General features: G+C 53.4%; 9 protein-coding genes. All 9 read left to right on the top strand.

All coding sequences use genetic code 11. The features are described 5' to 3' along the window. The first annotated feature begins 71 nt into the window (after window positions 1–71). The 9 genes from B156_RS0107910 to B156_RS0107870 all read left to right on the top strand — a co-directional run bounded on the left by B156_RS0107910 (window position 72) and on the right by B156_RS0107870 (window position 18,815). Window positions 72–1,997, top strand: coding sequence for an alpha/beta hydrolase-fold protein (locus B156_RS0107910; protein ID WP_018619143.1), 1,926 nt, complete (start codon window positions 72–74; stop codon window positions 1,995–1,997). A 107-nt stretch (window positions 1,998–2,104) separates the two neighbouring features. Further along, window positions 2,105–3,217 (top strand): endo-1,4-beta-xylanase, encoded by a 1,113-nt coding sequence (locus B156_RS0107905; RefSeq protein ID WP_018619142.1) that lies wholly within the window; start codon window positions 2,105–2,107, stop codon window positions 3,215–3,217. 92 nt (window positions 3,218–3,309) lie between these two features. Then, the gene (locus tag B156_RS0107900; protein ID WP_018619141.1) at window positions 3,310–5,946 is read left to right on the top strand and encodes a glycosyl hydrolase 115 family protein; all 2,637 of its coding nucleotides are present in this window, start codon (window positions 3,310–3,312) and stop codon (window positions 5,944–5,946) included. A gap of 4 nt (window positions 5,947–5,950) precedes the next feature. Then, window positions 5,951–7,909, top strand: coding sequence for a sialate O-acetylesterase (locus B156_RS0107895; RefSeq protein WP_018619140.1), 1,959 nt, complete (start codon window positions 5,951–5,953; stop codon window positions 7,907–7,909). A gap of 25 nt (window positions 7,910–7,934) precedes the next feature. Then, window positions 7,935–9,485 (top strand): glucuronyl esterase domain-containing protein, encoded by a 1,551-nt coding sequence (locus B156_RS0107890; RefSeq protein WP_018619139.1) that lies wholly within the window; start codon window positions 7,935–7,937, stop codon window positions 9,483–9,485. A gap of 483 nt (window positions 9,486–9,968) precedes the next feature. After that, window positions 9,969–12,209 carry a catalase gene (locus B156_RS0107885; RefSeq protein WP_018619138.1) on the top strand — a complete coding sequence of 747 codons (2,241 nt, stop codon included), beginning with the start codon at window positions 9,969–9,971 and terminating at the stop codon, window positions 12,207–12,209. Window positions 12,210–12,501: 292 nt separating this feature from the next. Further along, window positions 12,502–13,572: a twin-arginine translocation signal domain-containing protein gene (locus B156_RS0107880; RefSeq protein ID WP_026260677.1), complete on the top strand. Its 1,071-nt coding sequence runs from the start codon at window positions 12,502–12,504 to the stop codon at window positions 13,570–13,572. Between the two features lie 13 nt (window positions 13,573–13,585). Beyond that, window positions 13,586–15,127 (top strand): c-type cytochrome domain-containing protein, encoded by a 1,542-nt coding sequence (locus B156_RS0107875; RefSeq protein WP_018619136.1) that lies wholly within the window; start codon window positions 13,586–13,588, stop codon window positions 15,125–15,127. 220 nt (window positions 15,128–15,347) lie between these two features. After that, window positions 15,348–18,815 (top strand): DUF1553 domain-containing protein, encoded by a 3,468-nt coding sequence (locus tag B156_RS0107870; RefSeq protein ID WP_018619135.1) that lies wholly within the window; start codon window positions 15,348–15,350, stop codon window positions 18,813–18,815. Window positions 18,816–18,874: the final 59 nt, after the last annotated feature.

The raw sequence follows: 18,874 nt of genomic DNA, 5'->3' as shown, positions 1-18,874 counted from the left end.
CCCTCCTTCGTCGGGATGACAAAAATACGCGATAACAAAAAATCCGCTTGAAATCACATAACATACTCTCAATGAAACAACTCATCTCCCTATTGCTGGCTGTTGGCCTGTTTAGCCTCAACAGCCACGCCCAACCCACCGAAAAAGAAGGCCCGAAAGGTTTTGATCAGGTGCGGGCGGGCATCGCCACAGGCAAGCTGGATTCGGTGCAGTATGCATCGAAAACCGTTGGCACCACGCGTAAAGCCCTGGTGTACACCCCGCCGGGCTATTCCAAAAAGAAGAAATACCCGGTGCTGTATCTGCTGCACGGCATTGGTGGCGATGAGAAGGAATGGCTGAAAGGCGGCAGTCCGCAGGTGATTCTGGACAATCTGTACGCCGACGGCAAACTGGAGCCCATGATCGTGGTGATGCCAAACGGCCGGGCCATGAAAGACGACCGCGCTGTGGGAAACGTCTTCGACAAAGACAAAGTGGAGGCTTTCGCCACCTTCGAACAGGATTTACTCACCGACCTGCTTCCGTTCGTAGAGAAGAAATACCCAACTCTTACCGACCGCGAACACCGGGCCATTGCGGGCCTGTCGATGGGTGGTGGTCAGTCGCTTAATTTCGGACTGGGCAATCTGGACAAATTCGCCTGGGTGGGCGGCTTCTCGTCGGCTCCTAACACTAAAAAGCCGGAAGAACTGGTACCCAATCCAGAAGAAGCTAAAAAGAAACTGAAACTGCTCTGGATCTCGTGCGGGGATGCCGACGGGCTGATTTCGTTCAGCAAACGCACCCACGACTATCTCTACCAGCACGACGTACCGCACGTGTATTACGTCGAGCCGGGCGGCCATGATTTCAAGGTCTGGAAAAACGGGTTGTATATGTTCTCGCAGTTCCTCTTCAAGCCGGTCGACAATTCATCACTGACGAAATATACGCTGTTGGGCTCACCGGCTGCCACCAACATCCGCAACGCCAAATACCCGCAGATTTTACCCGATAACCGGGTGGTGTTTCGGGTGAAAGCGCCGGACGCGCAGAAAGTACAGATCGACCTGGGTAAAAAGTACGACATGGGGAAAGACACCAGCGGCTTCTGGACCGTCACCACCGATTCCGTCAGCCGGGGGTTTCATTACTATTCGTTGCTGGTAGACGGCGTAGCCACTGCCGACCCCGCCAGCGAAAGTTTTTACGGCATGGGCCGCATGGCGAGTGGTATCGAGATTCCGGACAAAGAAGAAGCCTTCTACGCCCTGCGCGACGTCCCCCACGGCGACATCCGCATCAAACGCTACCTCTCGAAAGCTACTAATACCTGGCGCGAGATGTACGTGTACACACCCCCCGGCTACGACAAATCGACGGATAAATATCCCGTGCTGTACCTGCTGCACGGCGGGGGCGAAGACCAGCGGGGTTGGGCAACGCAGGGAAAAACCGACCTGATTCTGGATAACCTGATTGCCGAAAACAAAGCCAAGCCCATGATCATTGCTATGCTCGACGGGAATATCGGCATGGGTGGCGGAGTGGCGGGCTTCAACGAAAATGCGTTGAGGGCGTTTGAAAATGAGCTAAAACTGGGCGCCATCCCCTTCGTTGAAAGCAACTTCCGGGTCGAAGCAGATGCCAGACACCGGGCGTTGGCGGGGCTATCAATGGGTGGTTTGCAGACGCTGCACGCGGGCATCAAAAACACGGATATGTTCTCATACCTGGGCGTGTTCAGCTCGGGCTGGTGGGCCAACAACCCAAAACTGTCGGACCCGCAGTATGAATTTATGAAGACCAACGCCAGCACCATCAACACCAACCTGAAACAGTTCTGGATTTCACAGGGGGGCAAAGAAGATATTGCTCACGCCAATGGCCAGATCATGATGAAAAAGTTTGACGACATGGGCATAAAGTACCAATACAGTGAATACGCCGGGGGCCACTCGTGGCCGGTATGGCGGCACGATCTCTTGGGATTCTCGCAGGTGCTGTTCAAGTAGAGAACAGGGGTGTTTTGCCGCCTATTCTATCATCCCTCCTGCGTCGGGATGACAAAAAGACCCAGGAGAATAAAGGCATTCATAAGCAGCGTTAAAACCAACTCATCATGTTGCAAAAAAAACAGCCAATCGCACTATACGCGGCCCTGCTACTGCTGAACGCAGTAGCGCAGTCGGGGCCTCTTTTCGCCCAAACAATTCCTTCGCTGAGGGAGACGTTCAAGAATGATTTCGGCATCGGTACGGCCCTGAACAACGCCCAAATCGACGAGCGGGACCCGCAAATGACGGCATTCATTGCCCGCCAGTTCAACATGGCCACGCCCGAAAACGTCATGAAGTCGGCGTTGCTTCATCCACAGTGGGACACCTACGATTTCACGATGGGTGACAAATTAATAGAATTCGGGAAGAAGCACGACATCAAAATCAACGGCCATACGCTCATATGGCATAGCCAGTTACCCGGCTTCATTCGAGGTATTCACAGTAAAGATTCCATCCAGACGTTCTTCACGAATCACATCAAAACGGTGGCTGGTCATTACAAAGGCAAGGTGTATTCGTGGGATGTGGTGAACGAAGCTCTCAATGAAGATGGCACCATGCGTAAATCAGTGTTCCTACAGTACCTCGGTGATAATTTCGTGACCGAAGCCTTCCGGCTGGCGCAGGAAGCCTCACCCGGCACGGAACTATATTACAATGATTATAACAACGAGCAACCCAAAAAGCGGGCGGGCTGCATCGAACTCGTAAAAAAGATCAAGGCCGCCGGGGTGCGCATCGACGGCGTGGGTATTCAGGGGCACTGGCACGTGGGGAAAATTCCGCTGAAAGACATCGAAGAAAGTATCCTTCAGTATTCGGCGCTGGGGCTAAAAGTGATGTTCACCGAACTGGACATCGAAGTATTGTCCCGCAATTTTCAGGGGGCCGATGTGGGTCAGCGGATGACCGCCAACGCCCAGTCGAACCCATATCCAACCGCTTTACCCGACAGTGTGCAGCAGCAACTGGCCGCAGATTACGAAGCGCTATTTAAATTATTCCTGAAGCATAAGGATAAAGTCACCCGCGTCACGTTCTGGGGCGTGAATGATGCCAATAGCTGGCTGAACAACTGGCCCATCCGGGGTCGAACCAGCTACCCGCTTTTGTTTGATCGGAACAGCCAGCCAAAGCCAGCATTTTACAAGGTTATAGCAACGGCGAAATAATAAAACCAGAAATTTTGCCCAACGCGTATAACCTACTCCATCCAGCAGACCTGGCATCCGTCTTCGTCAATGAACAAACGCACTTCCCAGCTATGAAAACAAACAAAACATTATCGGCTTTCTGGTTTTACCATCAGTACCGTCGGGTGATGCTTAATGGTGGCTATGTAGGTTTTCCAAACCTGCTCTTTGCGCTACTGCTCGTTTTATCCACGGCTGGTTTAGCGCAACCGATCACGACTGACAACTCTTCGTTTGCCGTTACCACCGCCGTAATCTACGTTGACCCAGGCGAACCGGAGCTCGTAAAAACAGCCGCCACACTATTGCAACGGGACATTGAACTGGTAACTGGCCGCAGAATACCAATCGTAACAGTTATTGACAAAGTCGGTAAAAACGTCATTGCTATCGGTACAATTCAGCAATCGGCCTTCCTGAAACAACTCGTTTCTCAGAAGAAACTGAACGTCGACGCCATCCGGGAAAAATGGGAAGCCTCGTCGGTTCAAACCATCCGTAACCCCGCCAAAGGCATTACAAACGCACTTGTCATTGCGGGTAATGACCGCCGGGGTACAGCGTTTGGCGTATTCGAGTTGTCGAAACAATTCGGAGTTTCGCCCTGGTACTGGTGGGCCGACGTGCCCATTGCGAAGCAAAAAGAGATTTATATCAGCGAGAACGTCACCCTGACCGATGCGCCGAAAGTGAAATACCGGGGCCTGTTCATCAACGATGAAGCACCCGCACTGTCCGGCTGGACCAAAGAAAAATTCGGGGGGTTCAATCACCAATTCTACGAGAAGTTTTTTGAACTGGTTCTCCGGCTGAAAGGTAACTACATCTGGCCCGCCATGTGGGGCAACGCCTTTTACGCCGATGATTCGCTGAACATAAAAGCGGCCGACACCTACGGCATTGTCATTGGCACGTCGCACCACGAACCGCTGATGCGGGCGCACGATGAGTGGCGCCGGGCCGGGGGCGGCCCGTGGAATTACGAAACAAATAAAGAAAAGCTGCAACAGTTTTGGCGGGATGGAATGAAACGGGCCACCAACGAAAAAATCGTGAGCGTTGGCATGCGTGGGGATGGGGATTCGCCCATGTCGAGGGAAACGGCGACGGCATTGCTGGAAAAAATTGTGGCCGATCAGCGAACCATCATCAGCGAGGTAACGGGCAAGCCCGCATCCGAAACGCCCCAGCTCTGGGCGCTGTACAAAGAGGTACAGGACTATTACGATAAAGGCATGCGGGTACCGGACGATGTTACGCTATTGCTCTCCGACGACAACTGGGGCAACCTCCGCAAACTACCCAAGCTGAGCGAAAAACCGCGAAAAGGAGGGTATGGCATCTACTACCATTTCGATTACGTCGGGGGTCCCCGGAACTACAAATGGCTGAACACGAATCCACTGCCCCGCATCTGGGAGCAAATGCATTTGGCCTGGGAGTACAAGGTACGGGATATCTGGATTGTGAATGTAGGGGATATAAAACCCATGGAATTTCCCATTTCCTTTTTCCTGGACTACGCCTGGAATCCCGAAAAAATCGACGCGGATGACCTGACGGCCTACACCGAAAAATGGGCGGCTGACCAGTTTGGCAATCAACACGCCAAGGCCATTGCCGACTTACTGGCGAAATACGCGAAATATAACGCCCGACGGAAGCCGGAACTCCTGGACGCAAACACGTATAGTCTGGCCACGGGCGAGTGGAAAACCGTAGTTGACGAGTATATAGAACTACTGAAAAAAGCGGAGCAGGTAAACGACGAATTGTCCGCCAATTATAAAGACGCGTATTTCCAGTTGGTGCTGCATCCGATAAAAGCCTGCGCTAACCTGTATGCGATGTACTACAACGTAGCCCTAAATAAGCAGGCCTATACTGATAAAATCAAAGAGACCAACGTGTATGCCAACAAAGTGAAACAACTGTACGCCAACGATTCGTTAATCACGCAGCAGTACCACCAGTTGAACAACGGAAAGTGGAATCATATGATGAGTCAGACGCATATTGGGTATACGTACTGGCAACAGCCCAACCAGCAGAAAATGCCCGCCGTCCGTTACCTGCCTGCCGATTCAACGGTAGCGGGTAAGAACCCCATCGCGCAGGCAGGTAAGCGGGCACAAATTCCAGGGGCGGCAGGCGCACCTGTCTTTCATCAGGACGCAGAAAAGGGCGTTTCCATTGGGGCCGATCACTATACCAAAGCCGTGAATACGAACGGTATTACCTGGAAAGTCCTGCCCGATCATGGCCGGACAGGGTCGGCCATTACCCCTTTTCCCGTAACGGCCAGCGAACAAAAACCGGGGGGCAATTCTCCGCATCTACAGTATGACATTGTTACGAATAGCGCGGGTGAATGTACCGTCAACGCCTATTTCTCGCCCACATTGAATCTGTTCAGGGATGAAAATGGCCTGCAATACGCCATTTCGATAGATGATGAACAGCCGCAAACCGTCAGCCTCAACAGAGAGGACAAAACCAGCGACAAAGGCATCTGGAGTAAATGGGTATCGGAGAGCATCATCATTAAGTCCACTACCCACACAATCAACAAACCTGGCAGGCACACCATCAACTACTGGATGGTGAACCCCGGCGTCGTTTTGCAGAAACTGGTATTGGATTTTGGTGGCCTGGAGCAACGCTATCTCGGTCAAGAAGAGACATTGGAACGAGCCTCAAAAAAGTAAGCCTATGAAACTCAGATTCAACACCGCCGTTGGCCTGTACCTTATCAGTCTGCTGCTGGCAACAGCCGTACATGCCCAGCTTCGTTTGCCCAAACTCATCAGTGATGGCATGGTGCTGCAACGCGATACCCCCCTGAAGCTATGGGGATGGGCCAGTGCGGGCGAGAAAATTACCATTCGGTTCAACAACAAGACCTACAAAACGACGACCGGGGCGGATGGCAAATGGCAGGTAAAGCTGCCGCCCATACCACCGGGAGGGCCGTTTACGATGGATATTACCGGTACGTCGCGGCTCCAGGTAAAGGATATTCTAATTGGCGATGTGTGGTTTTGCAGCGGACAAAGCAACATGGTTCACCAGATGAACATTCATGATGTGCGGTATGCCAGAGAGATTGCCGAAGCCAACGACCCACAAATACGGCAGTTCTGGGTTCCGACCCTGACCAGCCTGCAAGGTCCCCAGCGTGATGTTCCGAATGGCCAATGGAAACCAGCCGTCGGGGAGAACATCCGGCCGTTTTCGGCAGTGGCTTATTTCTTCGCCAAGAAACTTTACGAGCGGTACAAAATCCCCATTGGCATCATCAACGCCAGCGTGGGCGGTACGCCCATCGAAGCCTGGACGAGCGAAGAAGGCCTGACCGATTTTTCAGCCCTGAAAGCCACCATTGAGAAAAATAAAGACACTACGTATATTAATAGTCTTACCCGCCGACCAGCTGTCTCTGCCAACCGGCCTGCTCCTCCCGTCGATTTGGGGCTGGCGGGGGATACAAAGTGGTACGAAACGGCATACACACCCAAAGGCTGGCATCCGATCAATGTGCCGGGGTACTGGGAGGACCAGGGTATCAAAGACCTGAATGGCGTAGTGTGGTACCGAAAAGAAATTGATATACCCGCTTCGATGGTCGGCAAACCCGCCAGAGTTTTCCTGGGCCGAATCGTTGACGCCGACGAGCTGTACATCAACGGCAAATCAATTGGAAAAACGACGTACATGTACCCCCAGCGTCGGTATCCGGTACCGGCCAATGTCCTGAAAGCAGGCAAGAACGTATTTGTGGTACGAGTCACCAACAACGCCGGGAAAGGGGGCTTCGTGCCTGACAAACCCTACTGCATTTTTGCCGGGGTCGATACGGTTGATCTGAAAGGAACCTGGCAGTATAAAGTGGGCCTCGTCAACCGCCCCCTCACGGCTGGTGGTTTCGGTGGGGGCAATCCAGCCGGGGGCATCAATGCCCAGAACCAGCCCGCGGCCCTGTACAATGCCATGGTAGCCCCCGAAATCAACTACGTTATCAAAGGGTTTTGCTGGTACCAGGGCGAAAGCAATGCCGGTAAGCCACAGGAATATGAACAATTGCAATTAACGCTAATCCGCGACTGGCGACAGAAGTGGCAGCAGGGCAACCTCCCTTTTCTATACGTACAGCTTCCGGGTTTCATGGACTATACGTATCAACCCACCGAAAGTAATTGGGCTTTAATGCGGGAAGCCCAACGCAAGGCTCTCTCAGCCCCTAACACGGCCATGGCCGTAGCCATTGACCTGGGCGAATGGAACGACATTCACCCCGACAATAAAAAAGATGTGGGCGAACGGCTGGCCCTGGCGGCACTGAAAACGGCTTACCACGAAAACCTGGTTTCTTCCGGCCCCCTCTACCAGTCGGCCATGGTGGACGGCAACAAAATTGTGGTTAGCTTTACCAATACCGGCGGTGGGCTGGTTACCAGCGACGGCGAGGCACTAGGTGAGTTTGCCGTGGCCGGGAGCGATAAAAAGTTTGTCTGGGCAACTGCTAAAATCGAAGGCAACACCGTAATCGTGCAGAGTGATGAAGTGGATAATCCACAATATGTGCGCTACGCCTGGGCCGATAATCCGGTTAACCCGAACCTGTACAATAAGGAAGGGCTACCAGCCTCTCCCTTCCGAACCGACCAGTAAGCCTTTCCTAAACCCTAAAAATCAGATGAAAAAACACCTGGCATTCACGCTGTTCATGAGCCTTTGTTACAACGGGATAGCCCAACAAACAGCCATCGACAGTAGTAAGTACCCTCCGCTTAAAACTTGGACGGCCGTTCAGGACCAGGCCAACATGATGCAGCAATTGGGCATCAAAAAGCTACGGCCCGGCCCGAGCGGCAACGAGTCGGAACCTAACCACGCCAATTATGATGAATCGCAGGCCGATCCCTGTCCGCAATTGCCCGATGTGCTTACCGCAAAGAATGGCAAAAAAGTAACCACCCCCGAGCAGTGGTGGAACGTCCGTCGGCCCGAACTAGTCGACGCGTTTGAGCGCGAAATGTATGGCAAAATGCCTACGAACGTACCCAGCGTAACCTGGACAACAAAGGTCACCGATACCGAAATGGTCGGCCGTATTCCGGTGGTGGCTAAACACCTGATTGGCCATGTCGACAACAGTAACTACCCGTTGATTGACGTCAATATCAACATGGTGCTGGTGCTGCCCCAGAATGTAAAAGGCCCCGTTCCGGTCCTGATGATGTTTGGCTTCTTCCCCCCGGCCTTACCCGCCCCGGCCCAGCCATCACTCGCCGACATGGAGAAAATCAATACGGCGTTCAAGGAGATGATGATCAGGCAGAACCCGGAGATGAAGGCCATTTTTGACAAGTACCCGGCCTATGCGCCCGTAACCAGACTGCCCGGCCCGAACTTCTTCGCCCCCGCACCAACCGGCGATTCACCGCCAACCGAGCAACTGCTGGCGGCTGGCTGGGGCTATTGCGCCGTAGAGCCGAACAGTATTCAGGCTGACAACGGGGCTGGCCTGACGCGGGGTATTATTGGTCTGGTGAACAAAGGCCAGCCCCGCAAACCCGACGACTGGGGTTCCCTGCGGGCCTGGGCCTGGGGTGCCTCCCGTGCGCTGGACTACCTGGAGACCGAACCGCAGGTAAACGCCAAAGAGGTCGGTATCGAAGGGGTTTCGAGGTATGGTAAAGCGGCCCTGGTCACGATGGCTTTCGACCAGCGTTTTGCGCTGGGCCTTATTGGTTCATCGGGTAAGGGTGGTACAACGCTCCAGCGCAGGGTATTTGGGGAGGCCGTTGAAAGCCTTGCCAGTAGCGGAGAATACCATTGGATGGCCGGTAACTACCTGAAATACGCGACCGACGAATCATCCTTTGGCCGTAAGACCGGCTGCGACCTTTCCGTTGATTCGCACGAGTTGCTAGCCCTCTGTGCGCCACGCCCTACCTTCGTCAGCTATGGCATACCCGAAAAAGGCGATGCCAAATGGCTTGACCAGAACGGTAGCTATAAGGCCACCGTGGCTGCCGGACCCGTATTTAAACTGCTGGGAGCACGGGATTTAGGGGTGAGTAATGCGTACATGACCGAAAAAATGCCTCCCGTTCTGAGCGGCCTCATGGACGGCGAACTGGCGTGGCGGCAACACGCTGGCGGCCATACGGATGCCCCCAATTTTCAGTACTTCATTCCCTGGGCCAGCAAGCTGCTGAAGTACGACCGAACGGCCAAATAGTAGTCAGGCTAGCGGAAGTAAAGCACAGTCTCTTTTTATATACGCATCAACTAACTCATTACCAGTCCATATAGCTTCTAAGTTAGGATACATGGTCATATCCTGACTTAGAAGCTATGTTTGTTTCTGTACCATTTCCCCCTCAACTCAGCCAGAACAAGAGGTGGTCAACTCTATTTGTTGGGCTCTTGCTCTACTAGCTGCAAATGGTTTGCGTTACTCTCACCTTAGCGCTAAATCGTTTATAAACAGCATTGCTTCCGGTCACTTCCCTCCTGCTCAACCACCGCTCAGCTAAACGTCCGATTAAATTGGTAGAAATGGCGTTTGCAATTTTAGTTGTTGATAAACACCGCTGGCAGCACACGAAAGCCTGAGCGGTGTCGGAAAACTGCAGGCTACTAAAACTATATAAACACAGGGGTATCTCAAAACAACCCAGACATATACCAGCTTATAGCCAATAAGAGTCCGAATAAAACAATGTTTATGAATAAGAACCAGAAAGATGTCGATCAATCCGATAAAGTCGGATCAGCCATGGGCAGTAGTGCCCCGAAACCTACGTCCATGAAGGGCAACAAAAATCCGGAGCAACCACAGATTCCGGCAAGCAGCCCGTTGCGAACCGATGATTCGTCCCCGCTGACAACCAACGTTGGCCAGCCCATTGCCGATGATCAAAACTCGCTGAAGGCGGGTGAGCGCGGACCTGTCTTACTGGAAGATTATGTGTTGCGCGAAAAATTACAACACTTCGATCATGAGCGTATTCCTGAGCGTATTGTACACGCACGGGGCGCAGCCGCCCATGGTTATTTTGAGCTTTATGAGTCGCTGCAGGACTTGACGACGGCTAAAGTACTAACCGATACGTCGGCCCAAACGCCCGTCTTCGTACGGTTTTCTACGGTGGCTGGGTCACGAGGGTCGGCCGATACCGCCCGCGATGTACGTGGCTTTGCCGTTAAGATGTACACGCCCGAGGGCAACTGGGACCTCGTTGGCAATAATATTCCCGTGTTTTTCATTCAGGACGCCATCAAGTTTCCTGACCTGATTCATGCCGCCAAGCCTGAACCGGACCGCGAAATTCCCCAGGCGGCCACGGCGCATGATACCTTTTACGATTTCCTCTCCCTCACACCAGAATCCATGCACATGCTGATGTGGATCATGAGCGACCGGACGCTACCCCGCAGTTTTGGCATGATGGAAGGGTTTGGGGTTCACACGTTCCGGCTGGTCAACGCAGCCGGTAAATCGACCTTTGTGAAGTTCCACTGGAAGCCCCTGCTTGGCGTTCACTCCCTGGTATGGGACGAGGCTCAGCAGATTGCCGGCCACGACCCCGATTTTCACCGGCGTGATATGTGGGACTCCATCAAAATGGGCAACGCATTCGAATGGGAACTCGGCATTCAAACCCTATCCGAAGAGGATGAGCAGAAGTTCGACTTCGATATTCTGGATGCTACCAAGCTGTGGCCCGAAGAGTTACTACCCGTTCGGCGGGTGGGTAAAATGACGCTCAACCGCAACCCTGACAATTACTTCGCCGAAACCGAGCAGGTAGCATTCAACACGACCAACGTAGTACCAGGCATCGACTTCAGTAACGACCCGCTGTTGCAGGGCCGCAATTTCTCCTACCTCGATACGCAACTCAGCCGACTGGGAAGCCCCAATTTCACGGAGTTACCAATCAATCGCCCGCTGGTTCAGGTATCCAACAACCAACGCGATGCCCAGATGCGGTACACCATCAACAAAGGTCGGGTGTCCTACGCACCGGCTTCGCTCGATGGTCACTCGCCCGATGAGGTTACACCGGCCAGAGGTGGCTTTACGAGTTACCCGGAACGGGTAAACGGGCCAAAAATACGGGCCCGTAGTCAAAGTTTCAATGACCACTATGGGCAGGCGAAACTGTTCTGGAACAGCATGAGCGGCCCCGAAAAGGAACACATTGTTAAAGCGCTTCAATTTGAGCTGAGTATGGTGGAGACCAGAGCAGTCCGGCAGCGGATGGTCGAACATCTGGGTAAAGTCAACGACATGCTGGCGGCACAGGTAGCTGCGGCACTGGGCGAAACGATGCCCGAAAGCGACGCGTCGACCAAGGCACGCGGTACAGCTGATTCTGTTGACGGGGCGAAGCAACTGGCCGACGCTACGTCGCCAACCACGGCATCGGGCGGGGTGCAGCAGTCGAAGGCGCTGAGCATGGAGAACCAGCCCACCAGTCCGAAAGGCCGAAAAGTGGCCATTCTGGTCGCTGCCGGTATCGATGTAAATCAGGTCAAGCAATTGCAACAGGCGCTCACGAAAGCGGGAGCCATGAGCGAAATTGTTGGCCCGCACCTGGGTATGATAGCTGGTGATGGTGGTGAGCTGGAAGCGACAAAAACCCTGGCCAATGCCAGCCCTGCCCTCTTCGATGCCGTATTTGTACCGGGTGGTAAGGGTGCAGAAGCCCTTAAGAAGAAGGGTGACGCGCAGGTTTTTCTGGCACAATCGTACAAGCACGGCAAAGCCATTGGCGTGCTGGGCGAAAGTGTAGAATTGCTAAAAAAGGCGTTGCCCGACGGAGCCAGCCTTACCAAGATGGGTGTTGTTTCGGGGGCGGATGCTGGCAAAGAAAAGCAGGCCATCCAGAACTTTGTGGACAGCGTAGGAACCCGGCATTGGAGTCGAACTGCGTTAGAGCATGTGGCTGCCTGATTTGACCAAACCCCGTCAGGCTAGCGTATGGAGACTACTACCTGCCTGGATAAGACATGGTTAGGGAATCCACGAAAGGCAACCGTCGCGGTAATCTAAGTGGCTCCGGTGCTGATACGAACGAAAAGCAGGACAACTAGGTAAAATACAAATGCAAAAAACGCCCAGTGTTGACCTAAAGTCACACCGGGCGTTTTTTTATCGGTAGCGCAGACACTCCCAAAGCAGTAATCTGCACCAGTACAGTAGGGGTAGCCGCTCATTTCCTTTTCATAAAAAAATTAATAAGCCAATGCCATCTCCCTTATCACGTCGGTCATTTTTGCAGAAGGGTTCGCTGGCGGTAGCGGCCGGTGTTGCTGCCCCCACTATTTTGACGGCTAATCCGTACCGTCGCCAAGCCGAAACCATGATGGTTGGGCACAACGGCTACAAATACCGGGTGGTGCCGGGCTGGGGTGTATTGGATGCCGGCAAAAACCCAGTCAACGATTGCCACGAGATGGTGCAGGACGCAAAGGGACGCATCATTTTGCTGACCAACGAAACGAAGAACAATATTATCATTTACGATAAGTCGGGGAAGCTGCTCGAAACCTGGGGCCATGAGTACCCCGGCGCGCATGGCCTAACGCTGGGGGGAGAAGGCAGCGAGCAGTATTTGCTGATTACCGATACGGACCGACATCAGGTGATAAAAACCGACCTTAAAGGGCGCGAGCTGATGAAGTTTGACTATCCAAAAGAAACCGGCAAATACGACTTCCCCACGCAGTTCAAACCAACTGAAACCGCCATAAACCCCGCCAACGGTGATATTTATATCGTGGATGGCTACGGCCTGAACTACGTGACGCAGTACGATAAATCGGGTAAAATCATTCGGAGCTGGGGTGGCAAAGGGGATAGCAACGATACGTTCGATTGTTGTCATGGCATCGTGGTCGACCGGCGGACAGCGTCAAACCCGACGCTGTTAATTACGGACCGGCGGCACAATGCACTCAAGCGATTTTCTTTAGACGGGAAATACCTGTCTACCATTGCTCTGCCGGGGTCGTACATCTGCCGACCGGTTATCCACGGCGATAACATCTACGGGGCCGTGTTCCGCAGCACGTCCGACTCCTACCCCGATTCGGGTTATATCACCATTCTGGACAAGAATGACAAAGTGATATCAACTCCCGGCGGTACCGAACCGGTTTATCAGAATGGTAAACTGGCCGAGCAACGGAAGGATATGGATAACTCCCCCTTTCTGCACCCGCACGATGTACTGGTTGATGGCGATGAGAGCGTGTACGTAGCGCAATGGGCCTCCAAAAAAACGTACCCAATCAAGCTGGAGCGTGTTGGTTGAGACGTGACTGTTTATGATTCAATTGATTCTTGCACAAGCCAGTGGCGCAGCCCCCGCCGACTGGGTGTTGTTTTTCGGGCATTTTCATCCGCTTATCGTTCACCTGCCAATTGGTTTCCTGCTGATTGCGGGTTTGCTTGAACTGGACCGGTTAACCCGTCGTAATTCCGTTAGTTCGCATACCATTACCCTGATTTTATTCTGGTCGGCGGTGAGTGCGACAATGGCTTGTATAGCGGGTTACATGCTATCACAGGGGGGTGGTTACGAAGCCGATACGCTCGATACGCACAAGTGGGAGGGTATTGGGGTGGCCGTATTTGCCTGGCTGGCGTGGGCCGTTAAATCCGAAAATCTGGGTCGTATTATCCCCTTTGCCCAGTTACTTTATTTGCCCGCCCTGGGTTTTTCGCTGGCCCTGTTGCTGGCCGCCGGACACCTGGGGGGCAACCTGACACACGGTTCGGATTACCTGACGCAATATATGCCCAGCCCACTCCGCACGCTGGCGGGCGTGCCGCCAAAAGCCCCCGTATTCAAAGCGGAACCGATAACGGATGTGAATCAGGCAATGGTGTACCAGCAGATTGTCAATCCAATTCTACAGACCCGCTGTGTGCAATGCCACAACGCCCAGAAATCGAAAGGCGGGTTGCGGATGGATACGCCCGACATGCTCAAAAAGGGATATGAAGATGGCCCGGTGTTCGTAGCGGGAAAAGCAACCGCCAGTGAATTGATCAAGGTCTGTCTGCTTCCTGAAGACGACGACCACCACATGCCGCCAAAGGGTAAAACCCAGTTAAAAGAGAGTCAGATTGCACTACTAACCTGGTGGATTGACCAGGGGGCCCCCTTCAACAGGAAAGTATCGGAATTAACCGTAAACGAGGCTATTCGCCCGGTGCTGGCATCCCTAACCGGAGGAGGACCGGTAGACGCAGGCGGTGCTGCGGTTGCCAGTCGCCCGGACGGTCCCGCCCCCGAATCGCCGGTGCTGACGATGAAGGTGCCCGCTGCCAACCCAGCAGTTATGGAGGAACTGAAAAAAGCCGGGCTACTGGTACTGCCCCTCTCCAAGGAAAAGAATCAACTGGAGGTGAGCGCCGTAAACGCCCGCAACTTCAATGATGCGCAGGCTGCCTTATTGCCTAAAGTGAGCAATCAACTCGTATGGCTGAAACTGGGTGATACTAACATATCGGATGCTGCCCTGGCGCAGATTGCCAAACTCAAAAACCTGCAGAAACTGCATTTGGAGCAGACAAAGGTGACCGATGCGGGATTGAAGCAACTGAAAGGACTCGCCAATCTGGAATACCTGAACCTATATGGAACGGCCGTTACAGATGCTGGTTTAGCCGATTTGGTTGCGCTAAAAAACCTGAAAACCGTTTATCTCTGGCAGACAAAAGTAACGGAGCAGGGACTCACTACGCTGAGGAAAAACCGCCCTGACCTTGACGTAATCAGTGGTATCAACGAACAGGAAGTGGCGGCCTTCAATAAGGCCTCATCAGCTGAAACAAAGGAAGAGGAACCGAAAAAGAACTGACCCCATCCTTTGAGGCTGAACTGGCAAAAATCCTATTTGTAATCCGCTTTATCCTGATAGCAGAACCAAAATAAGCGATAAGGTTGTTTAGAGAGAAATTACCCACCGAGTTCGTAAACTACGCGTATAGTGTCTTTTGCTTTTTATACGAACCCAAAAGATTGACAGGAAACAACACTTGTTTTCGTTCTACTTATTACTCCACAACGCATTCAGTAATATGATACGATGGCCCAACATACGGTTACGCTACCTGTTGCTTACCGCAACAGTCGGTCTGTTCGGCGCATCCGTCTGGCTGACGGCCTGCCGTAGTTCCATCGAAAAACCAGCCGATATTGTTGCCGCTGAGATAAAGCTTCCCAAAAAGGTTGATTATAACCTGCACGTGAAGCCAATTTTATCGGATCGGTGCTTTGCCTGTCATGGGCCGGATAAGGCCAAACAGCAGGCTGGGCTGCGGTTGGATACGCCGGAAGGTGCGTACGAGGCATTGGCCAAAAGTGGCCATACAGCCGTTGTGCCGGGCAATCTGGCCAAAAGTGAACTGGTAAACCGCATCCTTTCCAATGACCCGGAAGAAATGATGCCCACTCCAAAATCGAATCTGACGCTGAATGCGGAGGAAAAAGCGACGCTGGTTCGGTGGGTTGAACAGGGGGCTGAGTACAAAGAACACTGGTCGCTGATTGCACCCACCCTAACCGACCTGCCAGCCGTAAAAGACAAGCAGTGGGTCCGTAACGACATTGACCGGTTTGTGCTGGCAAAGCAGGAAGCCAAAGGATTGCCCCACGCGCCCGAAGCCGATAAAACGACTTTGCTCCGGCGGGTGAGCCTCGACCTGACTGGTTTGCCCCCTACTCCGGCGGAGGTAGATGCATTTCTGGCCGATAAATCACCCAATGCCTACGAAAAAGTAGTAAACCGACTGCTGAACAGCCCGCACTACGGCGAGCGGCAGGCGGTGGAATGGCTCGACGTGGCCCGCTATGCCGACACGGACGGCTATCAGGATGATGGCTTACGAACCATCTGGCCCTACCGCGACTGGGTTATTCGTGCCTTTAACCGCAACCTCTCGTTTGACCGGTTTATTACCTGGCAACTGGCCGGGGACTTGTTGCCCAATCTGAACGCATCGGCCGATAGAAAGGAGAAGCTAATTGCTACGGCCTTCAACCGAAATCACCAGCAAAGTCAGGAAGGCGGTATCGTGGATGAAGAATACCGGACCGAGTACGTAGCCGACCGCACGAATACGTTTGGAAAAGCCATGCTGGGCTTAACCGTTGAGTGCGCCCGCTGCCACGACCACAAGTACGACCCGATTAGTCAGAAGGACTACTTCAGTCTGTTTGCCTTTTTCAACAGCAACAACGAGCGGGGGCAGATTCCCTATAATGGCGAAGCCGCTCCCACCATCACGCTGACGAAGCCCGAAACGGATGCCAAACTGAAATTCATCCGGGAGCAGCTCACCCCGCTCGAGCAGCAGCTTAGCCTGAACCGTCCCGGTTATCAGCAGCGGTTCCATCAGTGGCTGACCAGGACGCGTTCCGTAACGTCGATTGATTCAGGACTGCTGGCCCATTACACCTTCGACGAAGCGGACCGGACGAATATCAGTGCCTTTGTAAAGGAGCAAAACGAGAAAAGAAAGCTGGAGGATGCCAAACGCAAACAAGCAGAACAGGCTAAACGAATTGTAGCCCAAAAGCCGAAGCAAAAGGAAGCGCCCAAGCCCAAAACAAAGGAGGAACTCTGGAAAGACCCCCGCAATGCCTTCGCTAATTCGGTGAATGACACGCTGCCCGCCCGCCTGGGGGGAGACCCGGACAAGGTGCCTTACCCCGTGCCGGGACGGTTTGGTATGGCGCGGTACCTGGCGGGTGACAGCTTCATCGAACTGCCCGGAAGTTTTGGGGCGTTCGAACAAAACGAACCGTTCACCATCAGCAGCTGGTTCAATCTGGCCAAACCCGGTATGGCACTCACTCTGCTGGGCCGCACCACCGGGCCCATGGATGGGCAACGCGGCTACCAGCTCGATTTACTGGCCGACGGACGGCTAAAACTGACGCTCAATCATGTTTGGCCTGCCAATGCCATCGACATTGAAACCACCGAAAAAGTACCGGTTCATCAGTGGTTTCAGGTAGCCTTTGCCTACGATGGAACCGGTCAGGCAAAGGGGCTGTCGGTGTATTTAAACGGCAAACCCGTTCGCACAAAAGTTATCACCGACCATCTGATTCACAGTATGGTGTATGGCCGAAACAAATCGCACTGGGCGCAGCATCCTTTTTACGTGGGCCGTATGCACGACGACTTTTTCAAGGATTTTGCGGTCGATGAACTACGCATTTATAATCGCTGCCTGACCCCGCTGGAAATACCAGCTCTGGCCGGTCAGCCGGATGCGCTGGCAAACGCGTTGAAAATCCCCGCTGCCAGTCGGACTCCGGTTCAAAAAGCAGGCTTGTACGCGTATTACGTCAAAACGCAGGACCCCACTTATCAGGATATAGTGGCAAAAGCGATGAAACTGCGGGGGGAACAAATTATGCTCTACACCAACTCCGACCAGGTGATGATTATGGCCGAACGGTCGGAGCCACGTGTAACGCATTTGCTGAACCGGGGTGCGTACGACGCTCCCGGTGAAGTTGTCAAGCCCGCCGTGTTGCACAGCCTGAATCCCATACCGGAAGGAACACCCAAAAACCGGCTTGGTCTGGCCAGGTGGTTGCTTGCTCCCGAGAACCCCTTATTTAGCCGGGTAATGGTAAACCGGATGTGGCAGCAGTACTTTGGACAGGGTCTGGCCAGTAACAGCGACGACTTTGGTAATCAAGGCGCCTTGCCCACCCATCCCGAATTACTGGACTACCTCGCCCTTACCTTCCGGGGTAAAGGTGACCCAAACGACCGGCAGACGAGCTGGAACACGAAGGCTATGCACAAGTTGATTGTGCTATCGGCTACCTATCGGCAGGCATCGGCGGTACCGGAGAAAGCGCGGGAGGCCGATCCGGACAATTTATTTCTGACCCGGGGGGCCAGTTATCGGATGTCGGCAGAGCAGGTGCGTGATAATGCGCTGGCGGCTAGCGGCTTGCTTGTTAGGCAGATTGGCGGGCCGAGTGTCTTGCCTTATCAACCAGCGGGTATCTGGGAAGCGTTGGCTACCCGAAACGCCGTAAAATACGAGCAGGACCACGGCGATAGTTTATACCGCCGGAGTATGTACACCATCTGGAAACGGTCGTCGCCCGCGCCGATGATGCTCAATTTCGACGCGGCTGAGCGGCATACCTGCATCGTTAAACGACAGAAAACCAGCACACCGCTGCAAGCTCTCGTCACGCTCAACGACCCGCAGTTTGTGGAAGCGGCCAGAGTACTCGCCCAACGCTTAGTGCCCTCCGGCGCATCGGACAACGGTATCACCCGGATTTTCAAGGCCGTTATCAGCCGCCCGGCCCGGCCAGATGAGTTGGCCCTGATGCAGGAACTCTACACGGAAGAACTGGCAGACTTCCGAAAGAATCCGCAACGGGCGCGGGAGTTATTGGCCGTGGGCGAGTACCCGATTGATAAAACGAAAGACCCTGCCGAGTTGGCCGCCATGACGGTAGTATCCAGTACTATTATGAACTTCGACGAAGCAATTATAAAGCGCTAGTCATTTATCCGCTTCGGGTTGTTCATCGTCATTTATTGACGGATAACAAGGTGTGATAC

This window comes from Spirosoma luteum DSM 19990 (assembly GCF_000374065.1).
GTDB classification, from domain to species: domain Bacteria; phylum Bacteroidota; class Bacteroidia; order Cytophagales; family Spirosomataceae; genus Spirosoma; species Spirosoma luteum.
The sequence above is the reverse complement of the archived record's forward strand: the minus strand, read 5'-3'. Positions and strand labels throughout refer to the sequence as shown.